This is a genomic window from Lysinibacillus sp. FSL M8-0216, assembly GCF_038595555.1.
GTDB lineage: Bacteria > Bacillota > Bacilli > Bacillales_A > Planococcaceae > Lysinibacillus > Lysinibacillus fusiformis.
Map to the genome: position 1 here is coordinate 4,402,794 of NZ_CP152007.1, position 16,839 is coordinate 4,419,632.

Annotated in this window: 15 protein-coding genes; 5 read left to right on the forward strand and 10 right to left on the reverse strand. The window is 36.5% G+C overall.

All coding sequences use genetic code 11. The features are described from left to right. Window positions 1–25: 25 nt before the first annotated feature. The 3 genes from MKX57_RS21870 to MKX57_RS21880 form a co-directional block, all read right to left on the reverse strand. The gene (locus MKX57_RS21870) at window positions 26–2,386 is read right to left on the reverse strand and encodes a bifunctional 2',3'-cyclic-nucleotide 2'-phosphodiesterase/3'-nucleotidase (protein ID WP_342550605.1); all 2,361 of its coding nucleotides are present in this window, start codon (window positions 2,384–2,386) and stop codon (window positions 26–28) included. 304 nt (window positions 2,387–2,690) lie between these two features. Further along, on the reverse strand, window positions 2,691–3,317 hold the full coding sequence (locus tag MKX57_RS21875; RefSeq protein WP_342550606.1) for an FMN-dependent NADH-azoreductase: 627 nt from the start codon (window positions 3,315–3,317) through the stop codon (window positions 2,691–2,693). Between the two features lie 195 nt (window positions 3,318–3,512). Beyond that, complete coding sequence (locus tag MKX57_RS21880; RefSeq protein WP_342550607.1) at window positions 3,513–4,220, reverse strand: DsbA family oxidoreductase; 708 nt, start codon at window positions 4,218–4,220, stop codon at window positions 3,513–3,515. Between the two features lie 125 nt (window positions 4,221–4,345). On the opposite strand from MKX57_RS21880, the gene MKX57_RS21885 reads away from it, so the two are divergent. Next, the gene (locus tag MKX57_RS21885) at window positions 4,346–5,725 is read left to right on the forward strand and encodes an FAD-dependent oxidoreductase (RefSeq protein WP_008177142.1); all 1,380 of its coding nucleotides are present in this window, start codon (window positions 4,346–4,348) and stop codon (window positions 5,723–5,725) included. A 376-nt stretch (window positions 5,726–6,101) separates the two neighbouring features. On the opposite strand, the gene MKX57_RS21890 is transcribed toward MKX57_RS21885, so the two are convergent. Continuing rightward, window positions 6,102–7,028: a manganese-dependent inorganic pyrophosphatase gene (locus MKX57_RS21890; protein WP_008177150.1), complete on the reverse strand. Its 927-nt coding sequence runs from the start codon at window positions 7,026–7,028 to the stop codon at window positions 6,102–6,104. 396 nt (window positions 7,029–7,424) lie between these two features. On the opposite strand from MKX57_RS21890, the gene MKX57_RS21895 reads away from it, so the two are divergent. Next, on the forward strand, window positions 7,425–8,231 hold the full coding sequence (locus MKX57_RS21895; protein ID WP_237068839.1) for a GNAT family N-acetyltransferase: 807 nt from the start codon (window positions 7,425–7,427) through the stop codon (window positions 8,229–8,231). A gap of 103 nt (window positions 8,232–8,334) precedes the next feature. On the opposite strand, the gene MKX57_RS21900 is transcribed toward MKX57_RS21895, so the two are convergent. Continuing rightward, a complete protein-coding gene (locus tag MKX57_RS21900; protein ID WP_008177153.1) occupies window positions 8,335–9,201 on the reverse strand; it encodes a MurR/RpiR family transcriptional regulator in 867 nt (288 codons plus the stop codon). Between the two features lie 308 nt (window positions 9,202–9,509). Further along, window positions 9,510–10,739 (reverse strand): MFS transporter, encoded by a 1,230-nt coding sequence (locus MKX57_RS21905; protein WP_342550608.1) that lies wholly within the window; start codon window positions 10,737–10,739, stop codon window positions 9,510–9,512. Between the two features lie 204 nt (window positions 10,740–10,943). Here MKX57_RS21905 and thrC point away from each other — a divergent pair, with 204 nt between their 5' ends. The 3 genes from thrC to MKX57_RS21920 all read left to right on the forward strand — a co-directional run bounded on the left by thrC (window position 10,944) and on the right by MKX57_RS21920 (window position 13,715). Continuing rightward, window positions 10,944–11,996, forward strand: a complete 1,053-nt coding sequence (gene thrC, locus MKX57_RS21910) for a threonine synthase (RefSeq protein ID WP_008175156.1) — start codon at window positions 10,944–10,946, stop codon at window positions 11,994–11,996. Next, window positions 11,993–12,907, forward strand: coding sequence for a homoserine kinase (gene thrB / locus MKX57_RS21915; RefSeq protein ID WP_342550609.1), 915 nt, complete (start codon window positions 11,993–11,995; stop codon window positions 12,905–12,907). The genes thrC and thrB overlap by 4 nt, the downstream gene beginning before the upstream one ends. Before the next feature lie 121 nt (window positions 12,908–13,028). Next, window positions 13,029–13,715, forward strand: a complete 687-nt coding sequence (locus MKX57_RS21920) for an MtnX-like HAD-IB family phosphatase (RefSeq protein WP_008175158.1) — start codon at window positions 13,029–13,031, stop codon at window positions 13,713–13,715. Between the two features lie 53 nt (window positions 13,716–13,768). Here the strand turns inward: MKX57_RS21920 and zupT are convergent, their stop codons facing one another. From zupT to MKX57_RS21940, 4 genes are all read right to left on the reverse strand, one after another. Then, window positions 13,769–14,578 (reverse strand): zinc transporter ZupT, encoded by an 810-nt coding sequence (gene zupT, locus MKX57_RS21925; protein WP_008175159.1) that lies wholly within the window; start codon window positions 14,576–14,578, stop codon window positions 13,769–13,771. A gap of 164 nt (window positions 14,579–14,742) precedes the next feature. Further along, window positions 14,743–15,351, reverse strand: a complete 609-nt coding sequence (locus MKX57_RS21930) for a phosphatase PAP2 family protein (RefSeq protein WP_008175160.1) — start codon at window positions 15,349–15,351, stop codon at window positions 14,743–14,745. An 83-nt stretch (window positions 15,352–15,434) separates the two neighbouring features. Next, window positions 15,435–15,563 (reverse strand): hypothetical protein, encoded by a 129-nt coding sequence (locus tag MKX57_RS21935; RefSeq protein WP_255319030.1) that lies wholly within the window; start codon window positions 15,561–15,563, stop codon window positions 15,435–15,437. A gap of 26 nt (window positions 15,564–15,589) precedes the next feature. Then, window positions 15,590–16,468, reverse strand: coding sequence for a hypothetical protein (locus MKX57_RS21940; protein ID WP_216604791.1), 879 nt, complete (start codon window positions 16,466–16,468; stop codon window positions 15,590–15,592). Between the last annotated feature and the right edge of the window lie 371 nt (window positions 16,469–16,839).

Here is a 16,839-nt window from a genome sequence, read left to right on the forward strand (position 1 = left end):
TTAACTCGTACTCTCCCTTTTAGTTTTATTTAATTAAATACTTGGCAAATCCTGCCTCTGTATCTTCTAAATATTCAATGTTGCTATCTGCTGAGATAAATTTTTGTGCATCTTTCGCAGATAGATAAACAACTTTCGTCTTGGCTGGGAATGGTACAAATGACCAGTTTTTATCCGCAGCAGGGTTAATTGTTTTATTTGCCATAATATAATCAACTACAGCTTGACGATTTTCATAGGCATAGTTAGTTATATTCGAGCCGTCCGTATTTTTAAATGTCGCTCCATAAGAACCACCAACACGATAATTATTTGTAATGATAATGAATTCTTGTTTTAAATCAATTGGTTTACCATTATATTGTACATTTTTAATACGGTTCGCCTTTTCATCAACAAGATTACCACGTCGGTCATATTTAGATGGAGATGTCACATCAATTTGATAGGTTAAGCCATCTAACACGTCAAAATTATAAGAGCGTGCTTCTGAATCAATAATATTTTGCTCTTCTGTCTTATTCGGATCTATTGTTGCAAAAATACCTGCAGCCATCTCTAACCACTCGACGGCTTGTGCACCTGTAACTTTAATTGTGGCTACAGTATTATCGTAATGATAAATGTCTGCCATATTTTTAATGGCAAGTGGACCAACTGGAATGTTTGTATAATCTAATGGATTATTTCGTGAACCGGCTTTAAAAGGTGCCCCAGCAGAAAGAATCGGCGTTTTTTCATCAGCCGTTCCCTTTAATTCCTGTTCAATAAACCATTTTTGTGCTTGTGTGACGATTTGAATAGAAGGATCATCTTGCACCATTGAGAAATAACTATGGATTGGCGCAGTTGTTTCACCAACAGGCTGGCGAATATAAGTTAAAGTGCCTTCATGTGCTTGTTTCACAGCTTTTAATACCGTAGTGGATGGTTGTAAACCTTCTTGCTTGATTGATTGTAATGACCCACTACCATCTACTACAACCCACTCTGATCCTTGTTGTTCTAGTTTTAGATCAATGATACCAAGATGGCTACCATAGCTACCTGCCATAACTGTTGGAACACCGTGAATCGTTCCCTTTTCTTGATCTACATCTTTCAAATCTTTGTAGTCACCTGGGAATGTTAAATGCGAGTGCCCTGTAATCAAAGCATCAATTCCGTCAATTCCTGCTAGTTGATAGCCAACATTTTCAGCACCTTCCACGTAAGTGTCCTCACCAATACCTGAATGTGAAAGAACAACAATTACGTCTGCTCCAGCCTTCTGCATTTCAGGAACTACTTCTTTTACTGCTTCAACAGGTTCTTGCATGTCAACTTTACCAGCTAAATGAATGGCATCCCATTCAACAATTTTTGTTGGTACAATCCCTGTCACACCAACTTTCAGTGTATGTTTCTTACCTGTGCTATCCACTACTTCTTTATCAAGAATAACATAAGGTGTAAACATACGCTTTTTTGTTTTAGCATCGTAAGTATTAGCATTTACGACTGGATATTTGGCATCATTTAAAACTTCATTTAAGAAATCAAGACCATAGTTGAATTCATGGTTTCCTAAAGTTCCACCATCATATTTTAAAGCGTTAAGTGCCGCAATAGCCGGATGTACTTCCCCTGGCTTTAATACACTTTCTAATGCTTTATAAGAGCCAAGTGGCGTACCTTGAATTAAATCCCCATTATCAAATAGTAATGTGTTGGGATTTTTAGCACGAGCTTGTTCAATTAATGTAGCTGTATTAGCTAAACCAACCTCAGATGATGGAGCATCTAAATAGTAATTATAATTTGCTAAATTTGTATGAATATCTGTAGTTCCTAAAATTTGAAGATCTACTGACACTCCATTAGATGGTGCCTTGTATTCTGCTACAAAGCGCTCTACAATACTTTCCATTTGCTCATGTGTTACATAGTCAAGAGGACGGATCGTATTATCCTCATACGCTTGAAGAATATTTGCTGCAACAGCATTAGCTAAATCTTGTTTATAAGCTTTAGCAATTTGATCAGCATCCTTAAATTGGTCTAAGACCGCAAAGGAAGCGTTTTCACTAACAAGTCCACGAGCAGATATAACAAATGCTTGTTGACGTGTTAATTTATCGTTTGGACCAAATGTAGTTGCTGTTTTTCCTTTTATAAGTTTTAACTGTACAGCCTTTTCTACATATGGTGCTAAATCCTTGGAGACATCCGTAAAAGTAAGGGAAGAACCATCACCTATTTTGACATCTAAGCTTTCTACTAATTCTTTTACATAATCAGCGCGTGTAACTTCATTGGAAGCAGCATTAGCAGTGAATCCAAATGGTATCAACGCGAATAAAACTAGTAGCATGGCTAAAAATTTAGTTATTAATTTCTTGTTCATACAACAACCTCCTTATTCATCTAGTATTTTCCTACAGATACTATTATATTAAACTAACTCTATTTTTTACTGAATAATTAGTCCTAATTATATGTATTTTTAAAAGAATGGGTTATTACTTTCCTATAAAATCACATTTTTCTATCATTTTTATTTTTATACCACCAATAGAATGTTAGGAAATGTAAATTCCGAATAAATAGTTAATACCAATATATCCGACTTCTATACCACACCATACCTCTGTTCGCAAAATAAAAAAAGACCTCTCAAATTTGAGAGGACTTTTATTAAAAAATATTTTTTACGCGTTTACTGCTTGAAGTGATTGAGCTACTTTTTTCACTTCTTCTAGGCCATTTGCAATAATTTCTTGTGCTTTATCAGGTGATGCATTGTGACCTTCAATAATTACTTCTTCGATAATTTCCATACCGAACACGCCGCCTGCTACATTTTTAATGTAGTTTACTGACATTTCCATCGGCTGTGTTTCTGGTAGTGAGTAGTAGCCACCGCGAGCATTTAAAATAATCGCTTTTTTATCCGTCATTAAGCTAACCATTTGGCCATCTTCACCATATTTGAATGTGAAGCCTGCTTGGTACACATAGTCAATAAATGTTTGTAAAGGTGCTGGAATAGTTAAGTTCCAAAGTGGGAAAGCAAATACAACTAAATCAGCTGCTGTTAATGCATCCATCGCTTTTTGTTTAGCAGCTAAAAGACGTGATTCGATGTCTGTTAACTCCCCACCATTTTGTACTTTACCAAATGCATTGAAAAGAGCTTGCCCAAAGTATGGCATATCTTCTGCAAATACGTCAAAAGTTGTAACGTTTACACCTTGTACGTTTTCCATAAAAGTATCGTACATTTTTGTTGAAATACCATCTGGACGGTTGTTTGCTTTTACTACTAAAACGTTCATTATATAAAATCTCCCTTATATCTCATAGTCTATTATCTCGAATTCAAGATATAAACTTATCTTAAAAAAATTCTTCTAAAAAGTCAACGATACTTTCCTCAGACTTTTGACTGAAATATTAGATAAAATTTTCACTAAAACGAATAAAAGAGGCTTGTTATGTCAAGCCCCTCCGTAGTTAGAGTAATTTTAGCACTATAATTTACAGTTATCATCTGTACAAACACCAGCGTCACCCGTGCCAGCCATTTTTAGACCAGGTTGTAAGCCCTCTTCCTCAGCCACTTTACGTAGTGTATCTTCGAATACTTCTTGTGGCTGGGCACCAGAAATACCATATTTACGGTTTAAGACAAAGAATGGGACCCCACGAACTCCAAGCTGCAATCCTTCTTGAATATCTGCTTCTACCTCATTTTTAAATTCATCCACAGCAAGAACTTTTGCCACTTCCTCGCGTTGCAATCCTACTTGTTCGGCTATATCTAATAATACATCCTCTTGTCCAATACGTTTTCCTTCAATAAAATGACTGTGCAGTAGAGCTCCAACTAATGCTGTAACATCTCCCTGCTGCTCAGCCCATTTAACAAGTCGATGTGCCTTTAACGTATTCTCTTCCATTAGATTGCTAAAGTCATAGTTTAAGCCCACTTCTTTCGCACGCTCTGTAACACCTAATGTCATTTCTTTGGCTTTTTCTAAAGTCATACCATATTTCTTCGCTAACGATTCATAAACAGTAATGTTCGAATCTACTGGGGTATTAGGATCAAGTTGATAGCTTTTATAAACAAGCTCCACTTGCCCACCAAAGCCAGTATCTTCAATCGCTTGCTCTAATTGTTTTTTACCAATATAACAAAATGGACATACGTAGTCAGACCATATTTCAATTTTCATTACTCACACTCTCCTTTTGCTACATTGTAGCGATAGATTAAATCGCAAGGCAATTTTTATGCTTCATCGCATAAATTCTCCAGTACATCTACATACTGAACATAAAAACATTGTGAGGTTTATCTATGACTCAATCTCTTTGGCTCGCTACTTCCGAATCAGTCTCACTATCTTCACTTTCTTCATCTACAACTTGTGATGTATGTATAGTCGGAGGAGGCTTAACTGGTCTTTATACAGCCTATGTCTTGGCAAAAGCAGGTGTTGATGTACTTTTACTTGAGGCGAATACCCATTTTGGTCACGGTACTACAGGCCATTCCACGGGTAAACTAACTGCCCAGCATAGTATCGTTTATGCTAACCTTTTAGAAAAACTATCCGTTGATGAGGCACAGCTCTATTACCAACTCAATCAACAAGCCATTGAAAAGGTAACACAATTATTCCCAAAAGGCAGTGTAAAGCAAGTAGATTCACTATTGTATGCTCAAACAAAAGATGGGTATGCGCAATTGTTAAAAGAATGGAATGCTTATAAGGTGTTAAATATCCAATCAAAAATCACCACAGAAACAGAGCTTCCCTTCCCCATTACAAAGGCTTTATGCATGTCCCAGCAAGCTCAAATAAATCCTGTAGAGGTAAGTAATTTTCTTGCTAAAGAAGCACAAGCGATGGGTGCCAAGCTTTATACAAATACCCGAGTTCAGCAATTAAACATAGCTCAAAATAACTTACATACCGAAAAGAATATATCGGTTCAATATAAAAAACTTATTTTGTGCTCACATTATCCAATTGAAGCTTTCAAGGGGCTAAAGTTATTTAAACTGTCAAATAGTCGTTCTTACATGGTGGCTAGTAAAATTGCTGAAACGATGCAGGGGCAATATCTATCCGTTGATTTCCCTTCTCGTTCCATTCGTACAGCTACAATTAACAACGAGCATTATTTAGTACTTGGTGGAGCGAATCACATCGCTGGGGAAACAGTCAATACAGAGCCGTACTATGATGCCATTGCAAATGAAATGAAAGAACATTTTGAGCAAGAGCCCATTTATCGATGGTCTGCTCAGGATATCGAAACTCCTGACATCGTTCCTTACGTAGGAAGAATTACAAACTCATTGCCAAACGTATTCATTGCTACTGGCTATAGAAAGTGGGGCATTTCTAATTCCTTTGTTGCTGGTGACATTTTATCCAGCCTAATCACGGGATCAAGAAGTGAGGATGGTGCCATCGCACTCTATTCACCATCACGTACAAAATTCGGTGCCCAGTTTATGCAAATGCTTAAAGTTGGCGGCTTTGTCGCAAAAGAATTTATTACTGGGTATATGAGAAATGCCAGTGCTCCAACATGTACTCACTTGGGCTGTAAGACGAAATGGAATGAGGCTGATGAAACATGGGATTGTCCTTGCCATGGCTCCCGCTTCAATGCTCAAGGAGAAGTACTGGAAGGACCAGCAGTACAACCTTTGAAATTAGATTAAAAAAGAGGCTGTAGACAAACTCTCCATAAATTATGAGTTTGCTACAGTCTTTTTTACGATGAAATAAAGTAAAGCCGTTGATGTCCACTATGGCCGCACTTCGTTCCTATCAATTTTCTATATAAGAGACTCCCTTTTCATATGTTGAAAAAAGTAAAAAATCTATGCAAAGCGCAAAGAAAAAGCATGGTGTATGATGGACAACCTGTAGAGGTCATAAAAAAACTGACCATACAGTCGATGCTTACTTGAGCATGTTAGATTCGACAGTAATTACCCAATATGATACATGCAAGAAACATGACAAAAGCCATCGAAAGTGTGAACTTTTCGATGGCTATTATCTACAGCCTAAGTAGCTGTCTTCTTGTGTAAACTACTTTAGAGCTTCTGTTAATACTGGCACAATTTGCTTTTTACGAGAAACAACGCCTGGTAACACAACACGGTTGTTGATAAGCTCAGCACCGAATCCTTTTGCTGCAGCTTGTGCGACTTGTCCAATTGCTACAGCTGTAGAATCGTTATTTAGGATATCTGTCACAACGAAGAAGAATAAATCTAAACCATTCTCAGCAACATTTTTATTTAATAAAATCTCTAATTCCTCTTGTCGATTAAGCACATCATCAATATCCACAGCATTCACCTGTGCAACTACAGATTTGTACTCACCGAATTGGAACTCCTTAGCATCTAATGATAGTAGATCTTCTAAAGATTTATCAGATAGGTCTGCACCGGCTTTTAGCATAGCTAAACCATATTCTGCAACATCCACATTAGCAATTTTCGCTAGTTCTTCGCCAGCTTTTACATCTTGCTCTGTGCAAGTTGGTGATTTGAATAATAATGTATCTGAAACGATTGCTGATAGCATTAAACCAGCAATGTTCGCTGGAATATCTAAACCGTTTTCGTTAAAAATTTTCTTTAGAATTGTAGCCGTACAGCCTACTGGTTCTGCACGATAATATAGCGGATCAGCTGTTTGGAAGTTAGCGATGCGGTGGTGATCAATTACCTCGGCAATTTGCACTTCCTCAATACCATCAGCCGATTGCTGGAATTCATTGTGGTCTACTAGAATAACTTTGTCCGCTTCTCCAACTACAGATGAGATTAAACGTGGCGCTTCAAAGCCAAATTTATCTAAAGCAAACCGGGTTTCATTATTAACATCTCCAAGACGTACAGCCTCGGCTTCTTCTCCAATTTGTTGTTTTAAATAAGCATATACAATTGCAGACGTGATCGTGTCTGTATCTGGGTTTTTATGTCCAAAAACTAATACTTTACTCATTGAATTTATTCCTCCTAAAATGACCTTACATTTATCTTTTATTTTATCATATCTTATGGACTAACAAATGATAAATTGAAACATTAAGTAAACTATGCTCATTCATTTAATATACAATAATAATTCCCCACTCCCAATAACCAACTATACAAATATGAATAAAGTATAATGGACCTTCAAACTGTCACATACATATATTTTGTGCACCCATCCCCTTTGTTTGCATTATCTTTTTTTACCATCCTATTTTTAACATTCAATAGCAAAAGCGCATCTTTTTCTAGTATTAATTATTTTACATAGATATTTAGTTGGATTTTCATATTTATGTAAGCGTAATTTTATGCTATTATCAGATAGTCTATATTTTTGGATATTCAGGAAATGGGGATTACGATGACAAAGAAGATGGAAAAAAAGTACATTCCTTTAGCAAATTATTTTGAAGTAGCTTTACAACAAGAAATCACTTTATCCTTTAGTGAATTAGAAAACATTATGGGACAAGCCTTACCGAATGCCGCCTACTTAAATAAGAGCTGGTGGAAAAAAACAAAGCCCCCTCTATCACACTATTTGTCATGGACAAATGCAGGCTATCATGTCATTGATGTTAGACTAGGTACTAGTATAACTTTCTCATGCACGCAAACTAAGGCAACTGTAAACAATCTTTCTAAAAATGAAGAAGAGAACCCATCTGCATACATAATTCGAGGGATTGAAGCATCGGATGCTAGATCGTTTATTCTTTTACAGGAAGAAATTTTTCAACAAACCGACTTCATGTATAATGTTCAAAATGAAGTAGATCTAACTGTCCAACAACTTCGTAAAAATTTAACCTATTGGAAACAACTAAAAAATCGCACTATATTACTTTGCGTATTAAATGGTATTTTTGCAGGCTATGCAGTTGTACATGGGTATAAACAAACGAAAGCTAAACATGTTGCCTCTGTTCGCTTAGCTGTGAAGGAAGAGTACCAACAAAAAGGCATTGGCTCTGCGCTAATGAAGGCTGTGGAAGGTTGGTCAAAACAGCGTGATATATCCAGATTAGAATTATCAGTTATGGAACATAATAATGTTGCTTTACATCTTTTTACGAAAATAGGATTTAAACAAGAAGGCATTCGACAAAATGCTATTAAATTAAATGATACTTTCATTAACGAGTATAACTTAAGTAAAATTTTATAAATCACTTTGCCTAGATGTCTAAAGCATATTTGGACATCTTTTTATATAGTTAGACTATAAAAAATGCATAGAAAAGCAATATAACACTTTTCCATGCATAACATTAAAATACCTGTTTCTCTCTAGCAGCATCCAGGAATAATATATTACTATCTACTTGCTCATAGGATTTTTGATATTTTTCATACTGCCGCTTATCTTGGCTAATCATTTCCTCCAATAAAGCATGTAAGAAAGAAAATAAAACGGGCACTATATCTAGCGAGGAATACTTGTTTGTTCCAAGCGCAAACAAAATATTAGCATATTCACGAACGGGTGAAAATGCAGTTCCAGTAATAGCAATAATTTTTACTTTCTTCATCCTTGCAATTTCAACAATCGTTTGAATATCCTTTAACTGTTTATCAAATGATAAAACAATTAATGTTGTACGCTCTCCCATGCTATTAATTTGATTCATTATTTCATCGGAATCTATACGAAGCTGCTTAATATTAGAACGTAGTGTTTTTAATGTGTTGGATAACCAATTTGCTACAGATGCTGCCTGACGAGTGCCTAGAATATAGATATTATCTGCTTCATGCATCCATTTTGAACCTTTTTGAATCTGTTGATCGCTAATTAATTGAATTGTTTCCTGAATGTTTTGGCTATCTTGCTGCATTACCTTGCCAAAACGAGAATTAGTTTGCTTTTTACCCGTATAGGTAGATTGTAGATTTGTTCCTACATCTTGGGACATGACATAGCCTCTTATTTCTTCTTGCAGTTCCACATATCCCGATAAATCCATGGCATAGCAAAAGCGAATAACCGTTGATTCACTTACATTAGCCAGTCTGCCTACTTCTGCTGCTCCATTAGCAATCACTGTATTGGGATTATCCATTACAAATTGTGCTACTTTACGCTGCCCCTTTGACAGTCTTACAAACCTTTTCTTTATATCCTCATGAATGCACATTCCTAACAACCTTTCTTTCAATGACCTTATCACGAATGGGAGATTGTTTCCTACTTACTCAAAATTCGATTAAAAATACAGTATCATGATTGCAATTTGAATACAATGACTTTTCTGAAAAATCTTCAGCGCATTAACCTGCTAATATGTCGACTTTTTGTACTTTTCTATGTTGATTTGTTATTTTACCAAATTTATTGGTACCGATGAATAAAATTCAATAATTCCTAATTTTTATGTAATACACTAGCGAATAAAGACAAAAATGTCCTGGATTGATTACTCTTATCCAGGACATTGTTTAGTTATTATTCTAATTCTAGCTGCTTGGTTTCCTTCCCAAGGAAAATGACACCAATAACACCTATAATAATGGCTCCACAGAAAATGGCAAAAATGAAGCCTATATCATAACCAGCTGTTAATAAAGAACCAACTAGTAGCGGTCCGAAAATACCACCAATTCGTCCAGCAGCTGCTGCCATCCCTGCACCAGTACCACGAATAATGGAAGGGTATTGCTCAGGTGTATAAGCATATAGGGCCCCCCATGCTCCTAAGTTAAAGAAAGATAAAAACATGCCTGACAATAACAGTACTACAAGTGTTTCAGCATTCCCAAAAATGAAAGCACTCACTGCAGTACCAATTAGATAGGAAACAAGCACAAATTTCCGTCCAAACTTTTCAATAAACCAGGCTGCAGTAAAATAACCTGGCAATTGAGCTACTGTCATAATGAGAACATACTTAAAGCTCGTAATCATATCAAAGCCCTTACCAACCATGACACTTGGAAGCCATAAGAACATACCGTAATACGAAAATACAACTGTAAACCAAAGCACCCAAAGCATCAATGTGGAACGTGCATATTTTTTTGACCATACTTCTTTTATATTTTGAAGGATACTACGTGATTTGGCCTCTTGCTTCACCGTAAACTGTGGTGAATCTGGGAGATGCCATCTAAGATAAATAGCATAAAATGCAGGGAGTGCTGTTAAGATGAGCGCTACTCGCCATCCCCACGTTGGAATAACGAAATAGGATATCAATGCGGCAATTAGCCATCCAGCTGCCCAAAAGCTTTCCAGTAAAACAACTACGCGTCCTCTTTTTTTTGCTGCTACGCTTTCAGATACTAACGTTGATGCTACAGGTAGTTCACCGCCCAGACCCATTCCTACTAAAAAACGTAGCATTAAAAATGCCGTTAATGTAGTCGTAAAAGCGGATAGACCACTTGCAAGGGAAAATAGGACAAGTGTCCACATAAAAATTTGTTTTCTCCCTATTTTATCGGCAAAAACACCGAATACAAGGGCTCCAACAGCCATTCCAATTGAGTTAATACTACCAATCCAGCCAGCTTGACTTGGTGTCAGTCCCCAATCTGCTGCCAATGCTGCAATGACAAACGATAATATTCCAACATCCATTGCATCGAAAAGCCATCCAATCCCTGCAACGCCCAATAGTCTATTTCTAGAAATAGTTTGCTGAGATTTATTTGTTCCTACAGTATTTGTCGCCATTTCAACCACCTGTCTTTACACTTGACTTTACATTACAAGATTACTATACAGTTGTTTCAAGAAAGTGACAAGCAAAATTCTAATTACCGAATTGTTTCGACAATTTATGAAATGCTATTGAAATAATAGTGTGATTTGCGTTAAAATGTCTTTTATACAAATACAACTGTTCTTTCTATAAGAACAAAAGGAGATCGTATCTTTATGTGGAAAGGCCTTATTGAAGAATATAAACAATTTTTACCTGTAACAGAAAATACACCCGCATTAACTTTAAACGAAGGCAATACGCCTCTTATACATTTAGTGAATTTATCTAAGAAATTAGGCATTGAGCTTTACGGTAAAATTGAGGGTGCAAACCCAACTGGCTCATTTAAAGACCGTGGTATGGTGTTTGCAGTAGCTAAAGCTATTGAAGATGGTAGTAAGTGTGTGATTTGTGCCTCTACAGGAAATACATCCGCTGCTGCAGCTGCTTATGCTACAAGAGCTGGTATTCAATCCATCGTTGTAATTCCTAAAGGAAAAGTTGCCCTTGGTAAGCTTGCACAAGCAACTATGTATGGTGCAAAAATCATTGAGATTGATGGTAATTTTGATGATGCTTTAAGTATTGTTCGCCAAGTAAGTGAAACAACTCCTGTCGCACTTGTAAACTCCGTTAATCCATACCGCATTGAAGGTCAAAAAACTGCATCATTTGAAATTGTAGATGCCTTAGGCTCAGCTCCTGATTATCTATGCATCCCGGTTGGTAATGCAGGGAATATTACTGCTTACTGGAAAGGCTTTAAAGAATATCATGCTTCTAAAGATTCTGGTCTACCAAAGATGTATGGCTTTGAAGCAGAAGGTGCAGCAGCAATCGTTAAAGGAGAGCCTATTACAAATCCGGAGACAGTTGCCACTGCTATTCGAATTGGTAACCCAGCTAGCTGGAAATTGGCAGAAGCAGCTCGAGATGAATCTGGAGGTATTATTGATTCCGTAACAGATCAAGAAATTATTGCTGCTTATCAATTAATCGCCAATACAGAAGGTATTTTCGTTGAACCCGGCTCTGCCGCATCATTAGCAGGTGTTATTAAATCAGTGGAGAACGGAAAAATTCCAAAGGGTTCAAAAGTAGTTACAATCTTCACAGGTAATGGACTAAAAGATCCAGATACAGCTATGGATGTATCCACAGTCGAAGTAATATCCCTTAAAAATGACGAGAATGAGATTCGAGAATATATCGAGGGAGTACTATGAGTAAAGCATGGCAAATCTCAGTTCCAGGAAGTACAGCCAATCTAGGGCCTGGCTTTGATTCCATAGGACTCGGCTTGTCTCTATACTTACAATTAACAGTTACTTTACAAGATACATGGGATATTATCCATCTTGATGATAACGGTCCTAAAAAGTTTGAGATTGACGAACATTTACTATACGTCATTGCAAAAAAAGTTGCTGATCAATATGGTCAACAATTACCTGCATGCCGTGTCGAGATGGCTAGCGAGCTACCATTAGCACGTGGGCTTGGAAGCAGTGCTGCTGTGATAGTTGCAGGTATTGAACTAGCCAATCAAGTATGTGGGCTTAACTTAACAATACAAGATAAACTTAACTTATCATCCCAAATTGAGGGACACCCAGATAACGCAACCGCTTCTGTTTTAGGAGGCTTAACCATTTCTTCTATGGATGAAAAAGGTAATGTTGATATTTTTCATATCAATGAAATTGATGCTTCCTTTGTGGTATATGTACCAAATGTCGAATTAAAAACGAGCGAGTCTCGATCTGTATTGCCAGACCAATTTGACAGAGCCTATGCAGTTCATGCTTCGGCAAATGCTAATATGTTAGCAGCTTCACTAATGGCACGTGATTTCCAGCGTGCTGGGCGTTATATGGAAGACGATCTATTCCATGAACCGTTTCGTGCAAAGCTAATACCCGAGTATACAGAAATTCGTACAGCAGCAAAGATGAATGGTGCGTATGGTACAGCTTTAAGTGGAGCTGGCCCTACATTGATTTCTATCATTCCTTCTACCATTGCATATGACTTCGTTCAAACTATGAAAAATCAATTTCCTGAACATCAAGTGATTTTAACAAAAGCTGATGAACAAGGTATACAAGTACGTGAATATATGAAACGTCTACTATAATAGTAGGCGTTTTTTCTTGAAAGCAAGTGTGGATAAAACTAATATTATAGAAGTATAGGATTTACCTTGAAACACCTATTATTAACAACTAGGATGTGCGCTTTTCTAAGGAGGAACTATCTTGAAGCCAATTATATTCTGTGATTTCGATGGCACAATAACAGAAACTGATAATATCTTTTCTCTGATGACGGAATTTGTTCCACAAGAATCTGAGAAAATTGCAAAAGCTATGATGGAGCAAACCATTTCGTTTAAAGATGGGCTCTCTGCCATGTTTCATTTACTTTCTACTCAACAGAAAGATGAAGTCATTCAATATCTTATGGATACAGCTATCATTCGTGATGGCTTTGGAGATTTTGTTCGATATGCTCAAGATCATGGCATACCATTTTACATTGTAAGTGGAGGGGTCGATTTTTTTATTGAGCCTTTAGTAGAAAAATACGGTCCTTTCTCAGGTATTTACTGCAATACAGCTGACTTTTCTGGTGAGCAAATTAAACTGATTTATTCAAATAGCTGTGATGAGGAATGCGCAAAATATAGCATACAAGGGTGTGGTTGCTGCAAACCTAGCGTTATGCGGAAAGTGGCAAAAGAAGATCATTTTAAAATCGTTATCGGTGATTCTCTTTCAGATTTTGAAGCTGCTAAACAAGCTGATATTGTTCTGGCTAGAGATCATCTCATTCAACGCTGTGAAGAGCTTCAAGTTCCATATAAACCATTTATCACATTCCACGACTGTTTAAAAATTGTACAAGAACTTATAGAAACCAAACATACTATACCAGCAACTTAATGCACGACTATAAAAAAAAGGGAACCACATGAATGGCTCCCTTTTTTATAGACTTATACTAATAACACGAGGCTGATGGCCATGACAGCCATTCCAGCTACCAAACCATACATAGATAAATGAGTTTCATCATACCTCTGCGCTGCTGGTAATAATTCATCCAATGAAATAAAGACCATTATGCCTGCCACTCCAGCAAAAATGATGCCAAACATAACGTCTGTTAAAAATGGCATAAGGAGCAAAAATGCTACTAATGCACCGACGGGCTCTGCTAACCCCGATAAAAATGATAATTTAAAAGCCTTTCGACGATTACCCGTGGCAAAGAAAATCGGGACAGACACTGCTATCCCCTCTGGAATATTGTGAATCGCTACTGCTATGGCAATGGCAATTCCTACATTTGGGTCATTAATAGCTGACATAAATGTAGCTATCCCCTCTGGAAAGTTATGAATTCCAATAGCTAGAGCTGTAAAAATACCCATCTTCATCAAATGATCTTCATTGACCTGTGGCTTTATTGCATTCACATCTTCTACTAGCTTTACTTCATGAGGATTTGTTGATTTTGGAATGAATTTATCGATTAAAGCAATGAATAACATGCCACCGAAGAATCCGGCGATTGTCATCCAATAACCATTTGTAGTACCTAATGCATTCGTTAAAGCATCTTTAGCCTTAACAAAAATCTCAACAAGTGAGACATAAATCATAACGCCTGCAGAAAAACCCAATGCTAGCGATAAAAATTTTGTATTTGTTCGTGATGTAAAAAACGCTATTAAACTACCTACCCCAGTTGCGAGCCCTGCAAATAGAGTCAGTCCAAATGCTAGTAAAACGTTTCCGTCCATACCCTTCTTCCTTTTCCCTTTTTTTTATTGTACTCATCTTAACGCAGAAGTTTCCTAAGAGCAATTCTTTTTTACAAGGTAAATATCGCCCTTGCCCTTCCTTTATCCTTTTGCACAGAAAAAAGCAGTATCAAATCCGATGAATTTGATACTGCTCTCACAACCTATTTATGATTCGATTGGAATGTTTTTTTGCGACGTTCATACCAGATGACACAAATGATAAACCAAGTATAGCCCATACTCCAGCCTGCAAGTACATCCGTAGCAAAGTGTCTAGCACCAGCTATACGAGATAATCCTATAAGCACCATTAGGATTGTAGCCCCAACCCACAATAGGATTTTACGACTTTTACTGTTATTTTCAGCTAATATATAAGCAGTTGCAAATAAATACAGAATACCCGTCATAGCATGTCCAGATGGAAAACTATACGATGTTAATTGATCTTCAATTTCAGGTCGTGCTCGTTGGATCCACTTTTTTAATACTTGATTTAACACATTCCCTGCTGCAAATGTCAAAACAACAAATAGCATGCCTCGATAATTTTTTGTCTTCCACGCTAAATACACAATCAAAAGTACCGCTACAATGACAACAAATATCGGTTCTCCTATATAATGAAAGACTTCAATAAATTGATTGCCAAAAAAGACATCTGCCATTTTCACATCAAATTTATTCATCCAATCACTTTGAAAAGTAAATTTTAAAAAAATAAAAATAATTAGTGTGATAATTGCCAAAGGATAGGCCCATTTTTTCATACGTTCACCTCAAAAACATACTGCTATGATCTTCATATCATAACATAATTATGTCCGAACTAGAGGGAGAGAAGCATTAATTTTTATAAATACAGTTTACATTCTTCAGTGACAATCATGGCCTGTTCATTAGGCTTGTTAAAATAATTAGAGACGACCAATGCAACAATGAATAAAATGGCCACGATAGGTAGAATTTTTCTAAATATCATCAACACACCTCTGTTCCACATCTATATTATTTGATGAGTACTGGATCAAACAGCCAATCCTTTGGACCAAAGTTTCGATCTTTTTCTCCTCTTACTTCACGAGAGATTCCATGTTTTATAATCACTTCTCTAAACCTTTTACTAAATAAAGTTTTTTTATAAAGATATCTTCCATCATGACTCCATTCAGCTGAGTAAAAGACATCGCCTTTTAAAGCAGCTAAATCTTCCTGATGATAAATATCTGGCCCCTTAATAACACCATTTAAACCACAGCTACATGGAGGTTGTTCAGTTGCAAAGTATAATTTCACTCTATCCTGACTACTAGACGGTAGAATTTGTGTAGGAATAATTTGATAAGCTGGCTGTTTTCCTTGCTCAGGTCCCTGATGGATTACCTCTAAAAATTCAAAGCCTTCTAGTTTTTCATTTTTCAATAATGCTACCAGTTCCTCTGAAGCTACCCAATATCCACTTACATGAACTAAATGACGTCCTTTCATGTGTGAAGTATCAATAACTATAGGAGATAATTGCTCTTTATCCATAAGTCCGCAATTTTTACAATGAGTACTTAAAGAAAATAAGGTCCCTTTGTCCTCTAGAAACATCTCGGGTGAATTTCCTGTTGAATTTAAAGTAAACAATGGTGCCCATTCATATTCCAAATCAGAAAACTCAAAGTAGAAACGCTCTCCTATTGAGACAATGCCAAATTCACGTTCTAATGACTCGTATACGGCAGCTACTTTCTCATATGTTACATCTTCATTTAATGTAAAAATAGGATTAAATTTTGTTTTTAAATTTCTCTTTCTAATTTCAGGCGCACCAATAGCAATACCATGACGATTATAAACGTTAATCACTTGATCTTGACTAGATTCATCTATAGAAAACAAATTTTCGAGTTCTACTTTCACAATACACGCCTACCTTTATAAAGTTTTATGGTGAAGTATATTGACTGCTAGTTACCATTCTATAATCTACCTTTTACATAGATAGTCAGGTTCCTTTATTTTGAAGAAAATCATTTGTATTATTACTCACTATAGCAAATCTACTTAACCACGGTAATTTAAGCGTACCAGTACTTATACCGATATTTCAACTTCGGGTTTACGCCAATTTTTTGGCGTGATTCATACGAAAATATGGCGTGATTTGGCGGACATAAAAATACACCGCCACTTTTTTGGCGGTGTTTGAAAATTTTATAGTAAATCAAGCATAATAATAAGGTGCTTTTTTCCATAAAATTATATGAGAA